This is a genomic window from Ralstonia sp. NFACC01 (assembly GCF_900115545.1).
In the GTDB taxonomy this organism is placed as follows: domain Bacteria; phylum Pseudomonadota; class Gammaproteobacteria; order Burkholderiales; family Burkholderiaceae; genus Ralstonia; species Ralstonia mojiangensis.
The window spans coordinates 174,500-190,530 of record NZ_FOWV01000007.1; the positions used below are offsets into that span (position 1 = coordinate 174,500).

Here is a 16,031-nt window from a genome sequence, read left to right on the forward strand (position 1 = left end):
AAGGAGCCATCGCATGGCAAAGTTTTTTATCGATCGCCCGGTCTTTGCCTGGGTGCTCGCGCTGTTCATCATCCTTGCTGGGGCGATTTCGATCACCCAGCTGCCGATCTCGCAGTACCCGACCATCGCGCCGCCGTCCGTCATCATCACGGCAACGTATCCGGGCGCCAACGCGAAGACGCTGGACGAATCCGTCACCAGCATCATCGAGCAGGAAATGAACGGTGCGGACGGCCTGCTCTATATGGAGTCGGTCAGCCAGGGCGGTAACGGCCAGGCGCAGATCACCGTGACGTTCAAGGCCGGTACCGATCCGGCACTGGCGCAGGTGGACGTGCAGAACCGCTTGAAGCGCGTGGAAGCTCGGTTGCCTTCTGCGGTGACGCAGCAGGGCGTGCAGGTCGACAAGGCCCGCTCGAACTTCCTGCTGTTTGCCACGCTGGCATCCACCGACGGCAAGATGGACCCGGTCGCACTGGGTGACTACATCTCACGCAACGTGCTGAATGAAATCAAGCGCGTGCCGGGTGTGGGTCAGGCCATCCTGTTCGGTACGGAACGCGCCATGCGCGTCTGGATCGATCCGGCCAAGCTGGTCGGCTACAAGCTGACGCCCACGGATGTCTACAACGCTATCCGCGCACAGAACGCGTTGGTCTCGGCCGGTACGATCGGCGATCTGCCGTCTGTCTCCGATCAGCCCCTCGCAGCAACGGTCGTGGTGGAGGGCCAGCTCACGACCACTGAGCAGTTCGGCAACATCGTGCTGGTGGCCAAGCCTGACGGTTCGCTGGTGCGCGTGAAGGACGTTGCACGCCTGGAACTGGGCGGCCAGACTTACTCGACCTCTGCGCGGATCAACGGCCAGCCGATCTCGGCCATTGGTGTGCAACTCTCGCCCACGGGTAACGCTCTGGGTACGGCCAAGGCCGTGAAGGCCAAGCTGGAAGAGCTCTCGAAGTACTTCCCGGCGGGCGTGGAATACAAGGTGCCGTACGACACCTCCAAGTTCGTCCAGATCTCGATCGAGGAAGTGGTCAAGACGCTGTTCGAAGCCATGGTGCTGGTGTTCCTGGTGATGCTGCTGTTCCTGCAGAACATCCGCTACACGCTGGTGCCGTCGATCGTGGTGCCAATCTCGCTGCTGGGCGCGTTTGCCGTCATGAACGCGATGGGTTTCTCGATCAACGTGCTGACGATGTTTGGCCTTGTGCTGGCGATCGGTATTCTCGTTGACGATGCGATCGTGGTGGTGGAAAACGTCGAGCGGATCATGGCCGAAGAAGGCCTGCCCCCGCGTGAAGCCACCCGCAAGGCCATGGGCCAGATCACGGGCGCCATCATCGGTATTACGCTGGTGCTGATGGCCGTGTTCATCCCGATGGCGTTCTTCTCGGGCTCCGTGGGCGCGATCTATCGCCAGTTCTCGCTGTCGATGGTGTCGTCGATCTTCTTCTCGGCGCTCATGGCGCTGACGCTCACGCCGGCACTGTGCTCGACACTGCTCAAGCCGATCGAGAAGGGTTCGCACCACGAGAAGAAAGGCTTCTTCGGCTGGTTCAACCGCATGTTCAGCACGACCACGAACCGCTATCAAAGCTTCGTGGAGCGCATGCTGAAGAAGACCTTCCGCTACATGGTGATCTACGCTGCGCTGATCGCTGCGGTGGTGCTCCTGTTCCTGCGCCTGCCGTCTTCGTTCCTGCCGACCGAAGACCAGGGCTACATCGTGACCAACATCCAGTTGCCGCCGGGTGCATCGGCCAACCGCACGCTGGAAGTGATCAAGCAGGTCGAGAACTACTACAAGCAGGAAAAGGCGGTCGAGAACATTGTGGCCGTGCAGGGTTTCAGCTTCTCGGGTAACGGCCCGAACGCCGGTATCGTGTTCACCCCCTTCAAGGACTGGAGCGAGCGTAAGGGCAAGGATCAAACTGCTGATGCCGTGGCCGGCCGTGCCTTTGGTGCGCTGTTTGGTGGTATTCGCGATGCGATCGTGTTCCCGCTGAACCCGCCGCCGATTCCGGAACTGGGCAATGCCACCGGCTTTACCTTCCGTCTGCAGGATCGTGCCGGCCTGGGGCATGACGCTCTGATGGCCGCTCGCAATCAACTGATGGGGATGGCGGCGAAAAGCAAGATCATTACTGGCATGCGCCCGGAAGGTCTGGAAGATTCGCCGCAGTACCAGGTGGATATCGACCGCGAGAAGGCCAACGCGCTGGGTGTCTCGTTCACCGACATCAACGCTGTGCTGTCGACAGCGCTGGGTTCGGCGTACGCCAACGACTTCCCGAACTACGGTCGTCAGCAGCGTGTGATCGTCCAAGCGGACAAGATCAACCGCATGCAGCCCGAAGACATCATGAACCTGTACGTGCGCAACGCGCAGGGCAACATGGTCCCGATGTCGACGTTCGCCAAGGGCCATTGGATCGTCGGCCCGGTGCAGCTCGTGCGCTACAACGGCTATCCGGCTGTTCGCCTTTCGGGTGCGGCCGCGCCGGGTGCCAGCTCGGGTGATGCCATGGCCGAGATGGAGCGCCTGGCTGCCAAGCTGCCGGCTGGTATCGGCTACGAATGGACGGGCCAGTCGCTGCAGGAAAAGGCCTCGGGCTCGCAGGCGCCGGCGCTGTATGCGTTGTCGCTGCTGGCGGTGTTCCTGGTGCTGGCAGCGCTGTATGAAAGCTGGTCGATCCCGGCGGCGGTGATTCTGGTGGTGCCGCTGGGTGTGCTTGGCGCACTGCTGGGCGTGACGCTGCGCGCGATGCCCGATGACGTGTACTTCAAGGTCGGCCTGATCGCGGTGGTGGGCTTGTCCGCCAAGAACGCAATTCTGATCATCGAGTTTGCGAAGGACTTGCAGGCGCAAGGCAAGGGCCTGATCGAGGCGACGCTGGAAGCCGTGCACCTGCGGTTCCGCCCGATCATCATGACGTCGTTCGCCTTCATCCTTGGCGTGCTGCCGCTGGCGATTGCCACCGGCGCCAGCTCTGCCAGCCAACGCGCCATCGGTACCGGCGTGATGGGCGGGATGATCACCGCGACGGTGCTGGCCGTGGTGCTGGTGCCTGTGTTCTTCGTGGTGGTCCGCCGCATCTTCAAGGGCAGCGAGCGCCAACGCCGCCTGGATGCCGCGCACCGTCCGCTGGACGAGGAAATCTGAACATGCAGAAAACGATGACCTTTCGAACCCCCGCGCTGCTGCCGGCGCTCCTGCTGGCTGCCGGCGTACTGTCCGGCTGCTCGCTGGCGCCGACGTATGAGCGCCCGGATGCTCCGGTAACGAGCACCTATCCGCAGGCACCGGCCGGCTATGCCGTGCCGGCAGACTCTGCCAAGCCCGGCGAGAACGCCCCGCGCGCGACCGAACTGGGCTGGCGCGAGTTCTTCCCCGATGCGCGCCTGCAGAAGCTGATCGGCCTTGCGCTTGAGAACAACCGCGACCTGCGCGTGGCCATGCTCAACGTCGAGGCGGCGCGTGCGCAGTACCGCCTGCAGATCGCCGACCTGCTGCCGCCGGTCAACGCATCTGCCACGTACACGCGCAGCCATACGCCGCCGTCGATCTCAACCACCGGCGGCGACATCTACACCAAGCAGTACCAGCTTGGCGTGGGTATCAGCAACTACCAGGTGAACCTGTTCAGCGTGGGCGACGTTACGTCGTCCGCGCGTGCGAGCTATCTGGCGACGGACGAAGGCAGGCGTGCCGCGCAGATCAGCCTGATCTCGCAGGTGGCGAAGGCCTACCTGAACGAGCGCGCCTACGCCGAGCAGCTGGACCTGGCACAGCAGACCCTGAAGGGCCGCGAGGATTACTACAAGCTCGCCAAGCAGCGGTTTGACGTCGGCGCTTCGTCGGCGCTGGACCTGCGCCAGACCGAGACGTTGGTGGAGTCGGCCCGCGTGTCGGTGGCTCAGCTCACGCGCCAGTACGCCCAGGCGACCAACGCCCTGGTGGTGCTGGTCGGCGCTCCCTTGCCGGCCGACCTGCCCACGCCGACCACGGTGTCGTCGGAAAAGATCGTCGCTGACATTCCGCCCGGTGTGCCCTCGGAACTGCTGGAGCAGCGCCCGGACATTCGCCAGGCCGAGCAGAAGCTGATTGCCGCCAACGCCAACATTGGCGTGGCGCGTGCGGCGTTCTTCCCGAGCATCGGGCTGACGTCGAATATCGGTACGGCCAGCACGGCGCTGCACGATCTCTTCAAGAGCGGAACGGGGCTGTGGTCGTTCGTGCCGAACTTGACGCTGCCGATCTTCAACTGGGGCACCAACATCTTCAACCTGGACTTGACCAAGACCAACCAGAAGATCGCGGTTGCCAACTACGAGAAGACGATCCAGACCGCGTTTCGCGAAGTGTCCGACGCCCTCGTGGCGCGCGGCACGCTGGAAGAGCAGGTGGCAGCGCAGAAGCGCTTCCGCGATGCGACGGCCGATCGCCTGACGCTGTCTGACCAGCGCTATCGCAACGGCGTGTCGAGCTTCCTCGACGTGCTCGATGCACAGCGCGATCTGTTCAGCGCCGACCAGACGCTGGTGCAGACGCGCCTGGCGCGCCTGACCAACGCCATCGATCTGTACACGGCGTTGGGTGGCGGTCTGCAGGAACACAGCACCACCGTGGCCGCACAGCAGGCTCAGCCGACGGCTGCGCCGGGCGTTGCGCCCGTCACGCCGGACATGACGCCGCAGCAATCGAAGTAAATTCGCGTCTGTTCGCTCGAAAGCCCGCCTTGTTCAGGCGGGCTTTTTTTCGCCCGTGCCCTTTGCGCTGGCAGTGTGTTCGAGAAATCGAAGCAGGGCCACTTCTTCGCGTCGCAGGCCCTTGCGCGCGCGGGTCGGGGGCAGTGCTTCCAGCTCGCCGGCCAGGAAGGCGTCCACCACGGCCGGATGCACATAGCACTTGCGGCAGACGGCCGGCGTGTTCCCCAGGCGTTGGGCCACGGCAGCAACGGCTTCCACCACCTGCCGGCGCGCCTCGGTAACGCTCGCCGAGGTGCGCCCGCGCAACAGATCCAGCGCGAGCACGCTGCCGGCCCAGGTGCGGTAGTCCTTTGCCGTGAAATCCGCGCCGGTAATCTCTTGTAAGTATGTATTCACATCCGTGGAATCAACCACACGGCGCTCGCCAGCTTCGTCGAAGTATTGGAACAACTCCTGCCCCGGAAGATCGACGCAGCGCCGAATGATGCGCGCCAGGCGCGGGTCCGATACCGACACGTCGTGCTCCACGCCACTCTTGCCGCGAAACTGAAAGCGCACCGTGTTGCCGTGCACCTCCACGTGGCGATTGCGCAGCGTCGTGAGCCCGTAGGAGCGGTTGTCGCGCGCATACGCTGCGTTGCCCACGCGCACTAGCGTCACGTCCAGCAGAAAGACCACCGTCGCCAGCATCTTCTCGCGCGACAGGCCGGGCGCCGCCAGGTGGGCGGTGATCGCCTCACGCACGCGCGGCAGCGCTGACCCGAAGGCCAGCAGCCGCCCGTATTTGTCGGCATCGCGAAAGGCGCGCCAGTCGGCGTGATAGCGATATTGCTTGCGCCCACGCGCGTCGCGCCCTGTGGCCTGCAAATGGCCGCCCGCGTGGGGGCAGATCCATACGTCGGTATAGGCCGGCGGAATCGCCAGTTTGTTGATGCGCGCAATGACCGCCGGATCGCGGATGCGCTCGCCGCGCGTATCGAAATAGACGAAGCGGCCGCGCAGCCGGCGCCGGGTGTAGCCCGGGCGCGTGTCGTCCACATAGCTCAGCCGTTCGGGCAGCGCTTCGGCAAGGGGCGGTGCGCTTGTGGCAACCAACCCAGGCGCAGACTTGGGAACGCGTTCCACGATAGAAGTCAGGAGGGATGCTCGCGCTGAGCAAGCGGCGTTCCTCTTCCGTGCGCACTCCGATGGTTGGCCGCCCTATGGCGTAGTATCGAGGCCACGCATCTGCACAAAATTGCGGCAAGAAATGGACTTTCCGCCACAATCGGAAGTGCCTTGCATCGGTAAACAGATTCAACTACACTGCACGCCCTCTGGGCGGTATATAATCCGCTGTTTCGCCGTCCACCCGAATATTGAGCAAGGGACCCGATGACCACCATCCGTCTGAAAGAAAACGAGCCGGTCGAAGTTGCGCTGCGCCGCTTCCGCCGTGAAATCGAGCGCACTGGCCTGATCAAGGAACTGCGCGCCCGCACCGCTTACGAAAAGCCGACGACCGAGCGCAAGCGCAAGAAGGCTGCTGCCGTGTCGCGTACGCGTAAACGCCTGCGTTCGCAAATGCTGCCGAAGAAGCTCTACTAATCGCGCGATTGTTTCGGTAGCACCAATCGGGTGCTGCCGCTGGCGGTGTGAAGTCAATCGACCTCCGTTCCGCTGAGCTTGGTTTGTAGCGCCTAGCGCGTACCGGAAGCCTTTCCGGATTCAACCAACGCTCCACTCCCCGATACAGAAGCTAGCAAGATGCGGTTGATGGCCTGTGCGCCATTGTCCGCCGCTTCGGTGCGCTCAGCGCGCCCTTCTCTGTTGCAAACGACATCCGCCAGCGGTAATTGACCGGCTGGCTGTTGGCGTTTGTTGCGCCGATTCTGCGTGGGAGTACAGTGGCATGCGTCCTTTGCACACGTGCTCTCAGACAACGATGCCTACCAATTCCAACGAATACTGGTTCCCTGCCAAACGCTACGGCTGGGGATGGGGCTTGCCTTCGCGTTGGCAGGGCTGGATGGTGCTCGCCATCTATGCCGTACTGCTGGTGGCGGGCATCGTCGGGCTGCACCCAGGGCGCACGCAGTCGAGCTTTGCGTTGTACGTGCTGGGCGTGACAGCGCTGCTGGTGCTGGTTTGCTGGTGGAAGGGCGAGCCACCGCGCTGGCGTTGGGGCAAGGATTGAACGGTTTGCTTACCAATCAACTGCGCAGATACGGGCCAACCCGTTTCTCCAGCAAGGCGACGAGTTCCGGCTGCATGAACGCGTAGTCGTCGAGAATACCCAGGCACACCACGCGCTTGCCGCGTAACCGCGAACCAAACCGTTGGGACAGGCGTCGCTGGTGGCTGCGTTCCATGACAAAAATCACCTCAGCCCAGTCGAGCTGATCGGCGTCGAGTTGCACGTCTGCGTCGGGAGCCAAGCCCGCTGAATCTGTCTCGACGTTTGGCCACTTGGCGAAGACCACTTCCGCCGTCGGGCTACGCAGCCGATTGCGGCTGCAGATGAAGAGCACACGCATCGGGCTAAACCGGTGCCTCCAGCGTTGCCGCAATCGATGCCCGATAGCCCTTCGGCAAATTCATCGGCAACGCGTCGGGCGCAAACAGCCCAAGGCGCTTGTGCTCATGACTGACGATGGGTTCAAACGGGCCCGCCAGCGCGCACGCATACGTGGCAACGAACACATGCTTGCCCGGCACGACTTCAAACAGATACGTGTCGATCGGAGCGCGCACCTCCACCTGCAGGTTCAGCTCTTCAGCAATCTCACGTGCAAGGCATTCGACGGGGGATTCGCCGAGTTCAATACGGCCGCCGGGCAACTCCCATTCTTCGCGCTCATTGAGCAGCAGGACGATCTCGCCGGTGGGCGTGTGCAGGACGCCCTTGATGGAGACGGGGTAAGCAGACATGGTGCTCACTTGCCGATGCAAAACCGACTAAAAATCACGCCCAGCAAATCATCACTCGAAAACGCCCCCGTAATGCTGTTCAACGCCTCCTGCGCAAGCCGCAGTTCTTCGGCAAACAAGTCCAGCGATTGCGCTTGCTGATCTGCATGTTCCGCCGCTGTGGCCAGATGTTCACGGGCCGTGCGCAGCGCAGCGAGATGGCGCTCACGTGCGAGGTAAAGCCCCTCCCCGCCGCCCTGCCAGCCGGCAATTTCCAGTAACGCCGCCCGAAGCAATTCAACGCCCAGGCCATCGCGCGCCGACAGCCACACCTCGGGCGGCTCTGAATCCACGCGGCCCGGTACGGCCACGCCCGAGAGGTCGATCTTGTTGACGACGCGAAGGGTGGGCACGCCGGCGGGCACGTGTTCGGCGATGCGGGCGTCGATGGTGGCATCTTCGGGCGAGAGGCCGTTGGCGCGATAGTCCGCAGCGTCAAGCAGATGCAGGACGACATCGGCGCGAGCGATGGCAGCCCAGGTGCGCTCGATACCGATGCGCTCGACTTCGTCTTCCGTGTCACGCAGGCCCGCCGTGTCGACGATGTTCAGCGGGATGCCTTCGATCTGGATGGTCTGCTGCACCTTGTCGCGCGTGGTGCCGGCAATGGGCGTGACGATGGCTAGTTCCGCGCCGGCCAGCGCATTGAGAAGCGACGACTTGCCCACGTTCGGCTGCCCCGCCAGCACCACGTGCAGGCCTTCACGCAGCAGCGCACCCTGGCGCGCCTGCGCCAGCACGCCATCCACCGCCGCGCGAATGTCGGCGAGTTGACCGCGCGCGTCGGAGGCTTCCAGGAAGTCGATTTCCTCCTCGGGAAAATCCAGCGTTGCTTCCACCAGCATGCGCAGATGGATCACGCGTTCGACCAGCGCATGCACTGCCTGCGAGAACGCGCCATCGAGCGAACGCGCCGCCGAACGGGCGGCAGCCTCGGTGCTGGCCTCGATCAGGTCGGCGACGGCCTCGGCCTGCGCCAGATCCATCTTGTCGTTGAGGAAGGCGCGGCGCGTGAACTCGCCGGGTTCGGCCACGCGCAGGCCAACCTCGCGGCCGGCGACCAGGCAGCGTTGCAGCAGCAGTTGCATCACGACGGGGCCGCCGTGGCCCTGCAGCTCCAGCACGTCTTCGCCCGTGTACGAATGCGGCGCGGGAAACCACAGCGCGATGCCGCGGTCGATGGCGTTGCCGTTGGCGTCGAGGAAGGGTAGGTAGGTTGCCTGGCGCGGCGTCAGCAGGCGCCCGCAAACGGCTTGCATGACGGCGCGCACGTCGGGCCCCGATACGCGCACCACGCCGATGCCGCCCCGCCCGGGCGCGGTGGCAATCGCCGCGATGGGGATCGTGAGGATGGGCGTGCGCGGCGTGGTGGAAGCTTTCGGCAAGGCGGTAGGGTGGTCAGCAGCGGTCATGGGCGGTATTGTGCGGCAGCCGCGCCGTTGCGCGCCAGTTTCCAACCAAGGAGATTCGGATGATCGATCACACCGGCGTCGTCGTCAGCGACTTCGAAGCCAGCAAGCGGTTCTACGAACAGGCGCTCGGCGCCATTGGCCTGGCCAAGGTGCTGGAGTTTCCGGCGGCCGTCACGGGCCACACCGATGTGGCCGGTTTTGGCCCGCCCGGCAAGGCGGAGTTCTGGATTTCAGCAGCAATGGCTGGGCGGGGGCCGAACAAGCCGCCGCTGCACGTGGCCTTCCGCGTTGATACGCGTGCCGAGGTGGAGGCGTTCTACGCTGCGGCAACGGCCGCAGGCGGCACCGACAATGGTGCACCCGGCGTGCGCGCGCACTATCACCCGAACTACTACGGCGCTTTCGTGCGCGATCCGGATGGCCACAACATCGAGGCCGTCTGCCACGCTCCCGTTTGAAGCGCTTGAAGCGTTTCAGGCAGGCGTAAAAAAAGGGCACCCGGAGGTGCCCTTTTTGCTGAAGCGCATTCGCCTTACTTGGCGGGTGCCGCCTTCTTGTTGGTACCCAGCATGCGGTTGATCGACCATTGCTGCGCGATCGACAGGCAGTTGTTCACCACCCAGTACAGCACCAGGCCGGCCGGGAAGAAGAAGAACATCACCGAGAACGCGATCGGCATGAACATCATGACCTTGGCCTGCACCGGGTCCGGCGGGGTCGGGTTCAGCTTGGTCTGCACGAACATCGACACGGCCATCAGCACCGGCAGGATGTAGAACGGGTCAGGCGCGGACAGATCGTGCACCCAGCCGATCCAAGGCGCACCGCGCATTTCCACCGACGACAGCAACGCCCAGTACAACGCCATGAACACCGGAATCTGGATCACGATCGGCAGGCAGCCGCCGAGCGGATTGACCTTCTCGGTGCGGTACAGCGTCATCATTTCCTGGTTCATCTTCTGCGGATCGCCCTTGTGGCGTTCGCGGATGGCCGTCATGCGCGGCTGCAGGTCCTTCATCTTGGCCATCGACCGGTAGCTCGTGGCCGACAGCGGGAAGAACACCAGCTTGATCAGCACCGTGAGCGCGACAATCGACCAGCCCCAGTTGCCCAGCAGCCCGTGGATCTTTTCGAGCAGCCAGAACAGCGGCTTGGCCACGATGGTCAGCCAGCCATAGTCCTTCACCAGATCCAGGCCCGGCGTGATGGCCTCAAGCATGCGTGCTTGCTGCGGGCCGGCAAACAGGCGGGCCGTGGCCGACACACTGGCGCCGGGGGCGATCGTGCCCAGCGGCTCCTGGAGTCCGATGCGGTAGAAGTTGGTGTCGACGCGGTTGACGTAATACTCGCGCTTGACGTTGTCAGCCGGAATCCACGCGGAAGCAAAGTAGTGCTGCACCATCGCCACCCAGCCGCTGTCGGTCGGGGCCGGCACGTGCGCCTTGCCCTTGTCGATGTCGGCAAAGGTGATCTTGTGGAACTTGTCGCCGTCGGTGTACACGGCCGGGCCGGTGAACGTGCTGTAGAAGCGCGATTGCTCCACAGCGCCGCCGTCACGGGCCAACTCCAGGTACAGCGTCGGGTTGATCGGCGCGGTGCCGTCGTTCGTCACGTCGAAACGCGTATCGATCACGTAGCTGCCGCGCTTGAAGACATACGTCTTGGCCAGCTTGGCGCCGCCCTTATCGGCCGTCAGCGTGATGGAGACATCGTTGCCCGTGCCCAGGTCACGCGGGCCGGCAGATGCCGTGAACACCGTCGTGTGGTTCGGGAAGTCGCCGCCGATGATGCCGGAGCGCGCCAGATACGTACGCTCAACGCTGCGGTCGAACAGCACCATCGGGTTGCCGTCGTGGTCCTTCTGGTCAAGCAGTTCGAGCTTGGTGACGATCGCGCCGTCGGTGTCGATGGTGGCGCGCAGCAGGTCGGTCGAGATGACGATCTTTTCCGAAGCCGGTGCCTGCGAAGCAGCGCCCGTGGCCGGGGCGGCCTGCGAGCCGGCGGCAGCTGCCGTGGTGGCACTGTTCGGCACGTCGCCTGCGGGCGTGCTGCCCGGCGCGGCGGCCGTCGTGGCCGTTTGCGGCGTCGGGAAGAACATCGACTGGTGGCCATTCGCGCGTTGCCAGTTGTCAAACAGCAGGACAACCGCCAGCGAGAAGATCACCCAGAGAATGGTGCGTTTGATATCCATGTCGGATTACGGTCTGGGAAGGTGAAGCCAGCGCCGAAAAACGGCTGCGCAGCCTGATCTTGAACCTGCGATGCTCTCCGTACCCTTGTACGGTTGCGCTTCTCGGTCCAACCTCGGGCTGCTTGCTACGTTTTCCGGCGCTGCCTGGATCGACGGCCGCGCAGGCTGGGCGTCAGCTGCGGTCGCGTCGGTCGATGCGGGATCGTTGGAGCGGGGCACAGCGTCGCCAGCGGCGGGCGGCACAGGATCATACCCGCCTTGTGCGAACGGATGGCAGCGGCATAGACGTTTTGCCGCAAGATAACTGCCGTAACCGGGCCCGTGAGTGAGTACGGCGTCGCGCGCGTAGTCAGAACAGGTCGGTAGGAAACGGCATTGCGCGCCCACAAACGGGCTGAACGCCACTTTGTAGATGCGCAGCAGAAACAGCAGCACGCGCGTCATGGCGTGCTCCCAGCGGTGGGCTGGGAAGGGGTGGCAGCAGGTGGAGCTGGCAGCGGTCGTGTGGCAATCTCAAAGAGATGCGCCAGCTCTTCACGGCAGATGCGCTTGAAGGCGGCCACGGTAGGCACGTCCTGGCGCGGAAACTTCGCCTGTAAGCGGATCAGCACGTCGCGCCCACCCAGCAAAGGCTGCCGCAGGCGAAACAACTCCCGGCACTGCCGTTTGATGAGATTGCGCTCGACAGCGCGCTTGGCGAATTTCTTGCCGATCACTACGCCCAGACGCGCTTGGGCGTTGCCGTTGGCGCGTACATACAGCACGAAGTGACGACTACGCCGGACCGGCCGCAAAGCAAAAACGGATGAAAACTCATCCGTTTTTGTCAGCCTTGCGGCCTTGGGGTAGGCGTGCAGGCCCATCGCCAGCGTGCCGCAAAGCCAGGGGCAACGGCCATGAGCCGCCACCCTCGGCGCGGCCGTCTTTAGATGGCCAGGCGCTTACGGCCCTTGGCGCGGCGTGCGTTCAGCACGGCACGGCCACCACGGGTCTTCATGCGGACACGGAAACCGTGGGTGCGCTTGCGACGGGTAACGGAAGGTTGATAGGTACGCTTCATGATGCACTCTCTTGTTAATGGGTGGTGCGGACATCGCCGCACGCGCCGGGCCTAGGGCTGCCCCTGCGGCCTGGTGTCGATTCAGTCAGAGAAATCGCCCACGCAGACCGCCGTGCGCTGTGTTGTTCAGGTCTAGGGTGTCACCGGAACATCGGGCACCGAGAGCATCGGGCCTAAGCCGGATCAGTCGCGACGAAGTGTTTCTCGCCCCGCATCTGACACGAACAAGCGTGCGCTCCCCTGCTGCGCATCGCAGAACCCGACATTTAAGCGGCATTTCCCACATCTGTCAAGCCTTGCTGACTGGGGATAACGTGGGCCCGGCACCCGAATTCCACCCGGCGACGAGTTGTCCCCATCGCCTTGTGCGGCTTGGTGTGCTCTGCGCAAAGCCTTGTCAGGGCTTGATTTGCGGCGAGTCAATAAAAGCGGTTGTCCACCGCTACTCACAGCGGGTCCACAGGTTATCCACAGACTTATCCTTTGTGGATAACTTTCCGCAGGGGGTACAATCCCGTTCCAATAACGAAAGCCACCCGGTTTCTGGCCTGCGCCAGACGCCCGGCGGCCGGCCCTCCCGGGGACGTCAACAGACGCGTGTGGCGCCGGTCAAACACCTAGCGATAACGATGCAGGATTTCTGGCATGCGGCGTCTGCTCAGCTTGAAAGTGAGCTAACGCCGCAACAATTCAAGACGTGGATCAAGCCGCTGACGCCGCTGTCATTCGACGAGCAGGCGTGCACGCTGCGGATTGCCGCGCCCAACCGCTTCAAGCTCGACTGGGTCAAGAGCCAGTTCTCGGGCCGCATCCAGTCGCTTGCGTGCGACTACTGGGAGGCGACGGTCGACGTGCAGTTCGTGCTCGACCCGACCGCCGGCCAGCGCCAGGCGGCCTTGCAACCGTCGCTTGCGCCGGTGCCGATGCAGCCTCTGGGGGGGCAACAGATTCAACCGCGACAGGCCATGCCGGTCGGCAACGGTGCCGCGCATGATGCGACCAATCTGCGCCCCGCGCCGGCCGTGTATCGCGAAACCGCGCTCGCAACGGCCAGCCATACCGCTGCCGATATCGATGTGCCCGTGATGGATGCCGCCGAAGTCCGGGCCCAGTCGTACCGCATGCCGCAAGCGCCCGCCGTGGTCACAAACCCGGCCCCGCCCCCGCAAGCGCCGGTGGACGATTCCGTGCACGAGCGCTCGCGGCTGAACCAGATCCTGACGTTCGACAACTTCGTCACCGGTAAGGCGAACCAGTTGGCGCGCGCTGCGGCCATCCAGGTCGCCAACAACCCGGGCAAGTCGTACAACCCGCTGTACCTGTACGGCGGCGTGGGCCTGGGCAAGACGCACTTGATCCATGCCATCGGCAACTTCATGCTGATGGAGAATCCGCGCGCGCGCATCCGCTACATCCACGCAGAGCAATACGTGTCCGATGTGGTGAAGGCTTACCAACGCAAGGCGTTCGACGATTTCAAGCGCTATTACCACTCGCTCGATCTGCTGCTGATCGATGACATCCAGTTCTTCTCGGGCAAGAACCGCACGCAGGAAGAGTTCTTCTACGCGTTCGAGGCGCTGATCGCCAACCGCGCGCAGGTCATCATCACCAGCGATACGTATCCGAAAGAGATCACCGGCATCGATGACCGCCTGATCTCGCGCTTCGACTCCGGCCTGACCGTGGCCATCGAGCCGCCTGAGCTGGAGATGCGCGTCGCGATTCTGATGAAGAAGGCGCAGGCGGAGAACGTGACCGTGCCGGAAGAGGTGGCCTTCTTCGTGGCCAAGCACCTGCGCTCGAACGTGCGCGAGCTGGAAGGCGCGCTGCGCAAGATCCTGGCGTACTCCAACTTCCACGGCAAAGAGATCACGATCGAGGTCACGCGCGAGGCGCTCAAAGACCTGCTGACCGTACAGAACCGCCAGATCTCGGTGGAAAACATCCAGAAGACCTGCGCGGATTTCTACAACATCAAGGTCGCGGATATGTATTCCAAGAAGCGGCCGGCCAACATCGCGCGCCCGCGCCAGATCGCCATGTATCTGGCCAAGGAACTCACGCAGAAGAGCCTGCCTGAGATTGGCGAATTGTTCGGCGGACGCGACCACACCACGGTGCTGCACGCCGTGCGAAAGATCGCCGACGAGCGCACCAAGGACGCCCAGCTCAACCACGAGTTGCACGTGCTGGAGCAAACGCTCAAGGGCTGACCGCGCGATGGTCAGCAGAGCGCATGGCAACGCCATTCGCCCTGAATCAAGCCTCGACAGACGCCCGCTCGAATGCGGGCGTCTTTTCATGCACAATAGACATATTTGCCGCGCGCGTGACGCTATCCAGCGCCCCCTTATTTGCGGTATAATTTGTGATTAACCCCTTGATTTACAACAACTTTGGGTTAATCGCGAATGCTCCTGCAGGCACCGGCCCACGTGGGCCCAGGCTGGGGCGCGCGCGGTGTCACCTCTCAAGCCAAGGATCGCCTTCATGCAATTGGTCAAAACCTCGCGAGACAACCTGCTGCGTCCGCTGCAAATCGTGAGCGGCATCGTGGAACGCCGACACACGCTGCCCATCCTGGCCAATCTGCTCATCACCAAGCAAGGTGAACGGGTTTCCTTCCTGTCCACCGACATCGAAATCCAGATCACCACGCACGCTGATTGCGGCGCCGGCACCGGCGATGTGGCCACCACCGTGGCCGCCCGCAAGCTAGTCGACATCCTGCGTGCCATGCCCGACGGCGAAGTCGCCCTCACGCTCAACGACAAGCGCATGACGGTGCAATCCGGCAAGAGCCGCTTTGCGCTGCAGACGCTGGCCGCCGAAGAATTCCCGACCGTCGCAGAGGCAACCGATTTCGGTGCCCGCATCACGGTGCCGCAGAAGACGCTCAAGCATCTGCTGGCGATGGTGCACTTCGCGATGGCCCAGCAAGATATCCGCTACTACCTCAACGGCATGCTGCTGGTGGTCGATGGCAAGCAGGTCATGGCAGTCGCCACCGACGGCCACCGCCTGGCCTATTGCGGCGTTGAAACCGGCGAGCAACCGGCAGGCGCCGGCGGCCGCCAGGAAGTCATCATCCCGCGCAAGACCATTCTCGAACTCCAACGCCTGCTCGAAGACGTGGACGATCCCGTCTCGGTGCAACTGGCGTCGAACCAGGTCAAGTTCACCTTCGGCAACATCGAACTGATCTCCAAGCTGGTCGAAGGCAAGTTCCCGGATTTCCAGCGCGTGATCCCGAAGGGTTACCGCAACAGTTTCACGATCGACCGCACGTTCCTGCAGAGCGCACTGCAACGCACGGCCATCCTGACGACTGACAAGTTCAAGGGCGTGCGCTGCATGCTCGACACCAACGTCCTGAAGATCAGCTCCACCAACGCTGACCAGGAAGAAGCGCAGGAAGAACTCGAAATCGACTACCAGGGCGATGCGCTGGATATCGGTTTCAACGTCACCTACCTGCTGGACGTGCTGGCCAACCTCAAGGCCGAAAAAGTGCAGGTGAGCCTGGGCGACTCCAACTCGAGCGCACTCATCACCCTGCCCGACGACGACACCTTCAAGTACGTCGTCATGCCGATGCGCATTTGACGCACCGCTGCACCCAGAGCAAGACGAGGGGCTGGATCGTGACGATCCGCCCCTTCGCCGTTTTTAAGCAACCCCGCTGTGTGCGCAAAACGCC

At 63.4% G+C, this 16,031-nt stretch carries 14 protein-coding genes and 1 pseudogene; 7 read left to right on the forward strand and 8 right to left on the reverse strand.

Translation table 11 applies throughout. From position 1 onward, the window contains the following. Positions 1-13 precede the first annotated feature (13 nt). On the forward strand, positions 14-3,166 hold the full coding sequence (locus BM136_RS19060; RefSeq protein WP_092974168.1) for an efflux RND transporter permease subunit: 3,153 nt from the start codon (positions 14-16) through the stop codon (positions 3,164-3,166). Between the two features lie 2 nt (positions 3,167-3,168). Continuing rightward, positions 3,169-4,713, forward strand: coding sequence for an efflux transporter outer membrane subunit (locus tag BM136_RS19065; RefSeq protein WP_092974171.1), 1,545 nt, complete (start codon positions 3,169-3,171; stop codon positions 4,711-4,713). A gap of 33 nt (positions 4,714-4,746) precedes the next feature. On the opposite strand, the gene BM136_RS19070 is transcribed toward BM136_RS19065, so the two are convergent. Beyond that, on the reverse strand, positions 4,747-5,838 hold the full coding sequence (locus BM136_RS19070) for a DNA topoisomerase IB (RefSeq protein ID WP_092974174.1): 1,092 nt from the start codon (positions 5,836-5,838) through the stop codon (positions 4,747-4,749). A 249-nt stretch (positions 5,839-6,087) separates the two neighbouring features. Between BM136_RS19070 and rpsU the strand changes: the two genes are divergently transcribed. Both rpsU and BM136_RS19080 read left to right on the forward strand, forming a co-directional pair. Next, positions 6,088-6,300, forward strand: a complete 213-nt coding sequence (rpsU, locus tag BM136_RS19075; protein ID WP_003262970.1) for a 30S ribosomal protein S21 — start codon at positions 6,088-6,090, stop codon at positions 6,298-6,300. 337 nt (positions 6,301-6,637) lie between these two features. Further along, positions 6,638-6,889 carry a hypothetical protein gene (locus tag BM136_RS19080; protein WP_092974177.1) on the forward strand — a complete coding sequence of 84 codons (252 nt, stop codon included), beginning with the start codon at positions 6,638-6,640 and terminating at the stop codon, positions 6,887-6,889. 16 nt (positions 6,890-6,905) lie between these two features. Here the strand turns inward: BM136_RS19080 and BM136_RS19085 are convergent, their stop codons facing one another. Genes BM136_RS19085 through mnmE form a run of 3 tightly spaced genes read right to left on the reverse strand, consistent with a single transcriptional unit; the run spans position 6,906 to position 9,074 of the window. After that, a complete protein-coding gene (locus BM136_RS19085; RefSeq protein ID WP_092974180.1) occupies positions 6,906-7,229 on the reverse strand; it encodes a low molecular weight protein tyrosine phosphatase family protein in 324 nt (107 codons plus the stop codon). 4 nt (positions 7,230-7,233) lie between these two features. Continuing rightward, positions 7,234-7,623, reverse strand: coding sequence for an NUDIX hydrolase (locus BM136_RS19090; RefSeq protein ID WP_092974183.1), 390 nt, complete (start codon positions 7,621-7,623; stop codon positions 7,234-7,236). A 5-nt stretch (positions 7,624-7,628) separates the two neighbouring features. After that, entirely contained in the window at positions 7,629-9,074 is a 1,446-nt protein-coding gene (mnmE, locus tag BM136_RS19095; RefSeq protein WP_092974186.1) for a tRNA uridine-5-carboxymethylaminomethyl(34) synthesis GTPase MnmE, read from the reverse strand. A gap of 59 nt (positions 9,075-9,133) precedes the next feature. Between mnmE and BM136_RS19100 the strand changes: the two genes are divergently transcribed. Beyond that, positions 9,134-9,532, forward strand: coding sequence for a VOC family protein (locus BM136_RS19100; protein ID WP_092974189.1), 399 nt, complete (start codon positions 9,134-9,136; stop codon positions 9,530-9,532). 74 nt (positions 9,533-9,606) lie between these two features. Here BM136_RS19100 and yidC read toward each other — a convergent pair whose 3' ends face one another. The 4 genes and pseudogenes from yidC to rpmH all read right to left on the reverse strand — a co-directional run bounded on the left by yidC (position 9,607) and on the right by rpmH (position 12,328). Continuing rightward, positions 9,607-11,268 (reverse strand): membrane protein insertase YidC, encoded by a 1,662-nt coding sequence (gene yidC, locus BM136_RS19105; RefSeq protein ID WP_092974192.1) that lies wholly within the window; start codon positions 11,266-11,268, stop codon positions 9,607-9,609. 237 nt (positions 11,269-11,505) lie between these two features. Further along, positions 11,506-11,712: pseudogene (gene yidD, locus BM136_RS19110) on the reverse strand (membrane protein insertion efficiency factor YidD); the annotation flags it as partial. Beyond that, complete coding sequence (gene rnpA / locus BM136_RS19115) at positions 11,709-12,131, reverse strand: ribonuclease P protein component (RefSeq protein WP_092974198.1); 423 nt, start codon at positions 12,129-12,131, stop codon at positions 11,709-11,711. The gene rnpA and the pseudogene yidD, both read right to left, overlap by 4 nt. A gap of 62 nt (positions 12,132-12,193) precedes the next feature. Next, positions 12,194-12,328, reverse strand: coding sequence for a 50S ribosomal protein L34 (gene rpmH / locus BM136_RS19120; RefSeq protein WP_003262958.1), 135 nt, complete (start codon positions 12,326-12,328; stop codon positions 12,194-12,196). Positions 12,329-12,957: 629 nt separating this feature from the next. Here rpmH and dnaA point away from each other — a divergent pair. Together dnaA and dnaN are read left to right on the forward strand one after the other, a co-directional pair. Beyond that, a complete protein-coding gene (dnaA, locus tag BM136_RS19125) occupies positions 12,958-14,544 on the forward strand; it encodes a chromosomal replication initiator protein DnaA (RefSeq protein ID WP_217649363.1) in 1,587 nt (528 codons plus the stop codon). A 277-nt stretch (positions 14,545-14,821) separates the two neighbouring features. Then, entirely contained in the window at positions 14,822-15,937 is a 1,116-nt protein-coding gene (dnaN, locus tag BM136_RS19130; protein WP_092974203.1) for a DNA polymerase III subunit beta, read from the forward strand. The last annotated feature ends 94 nt before the right edge of the window (positions 15,938-16,031 follow it).

Excerpts from the sequence above, each read along its gene's own strand:
- dnaN (WP_092974203.1), top strand. The coding sequence starts at position 14,822 with ATGCAATTGGTCAAAACCTCGCGAGACAACCTGCTGCGTCCGCTGCAA.
- dnaA (WP_217649363.1), top strand. The coding sequence starts at position 12,958 with ATGCAGGATTTCTGGCATGCGGCGTCTGCTCAGCTTGAAAGTGAGCTA.
- BM136_RS19080 (WP_092974177.1), top strand. The coding sequence starts at position 6,638 with ATGCCTACCAATTCCAACGAATACTGGTTCCCTGCCAAACGCTACGGC.
- BM136_RS19100 (WP_092974189.1), top strand. The coding sequence starts at position 9,134 with ATGATCGATCACACCGGCGTCGTCGTCAGCGACTTCGAAGCCAGCAAG.
- BM136_RS19090 (WP_092974183.1), bottom strand. The coding sequence starts at position 7,623 with ATGTCTGCTTACCCCGTCTCCATCAAGGGCGTCCTGCACACGCCCACC.
- mnmE (WP_092974186.1), bottom strand. The coding sequence starts at position 9,074 with ATGACCGCTGCTGACCACCCTACCGCCTTGCCGAAAGCTTCCACCACG.
- rpsU (WP_003262970.1), top strand. The coding sequence starts at position 6,088 with ATGACCACCATCCGTCTGAAAGAAAACGAGCCGGTCGAAGTTGCGCTG.
- BM136_RS19060 (WP_092974168.1), top strand. The coding sequence starts at position 14 with ATGGCAAAGTTTTTTATCGATCGCCCGGTCTTTGCCTGGGTGCTCGCG.
- yidC (WP_092974192.1), bottom strand. The coding sequence starts at position 11,268 with ATGGATATCAAACGCACCATTCTCTGGGTGATCTTCTCGCTGGCGGTT.
- BM136_RS19065 (WP_092974171.1), top strand. The coding sequence starts at position 3,169 with ATGCAGAAAACGATGACCTTTCGAACCCCCGCGCTGCTGCCGGCGCTC.
- rnpA (WP_092974198.1), bottom strand. The coding sequence starts at position 12,131 with ATGGGCCTGCACGCCTACCCCAAGGCCGCAAGGCTGACAAAAACGGAT.
- BM136_RS19085 (WP_092974180.1), bottom strand. The coding sequence starts at position 7,229 with ATGCGTGTGCTCTTCATCTGCAGCCGCAATCGGCTGCGTAGCCCGACG.
- rpmH (WP_003262958.1), bottom strand. The coding sequence starts at position 12,328 with ATGAAGCGTACCTATCAACCTTCCGTTACCCGTCGCAAGCGCACCCAC.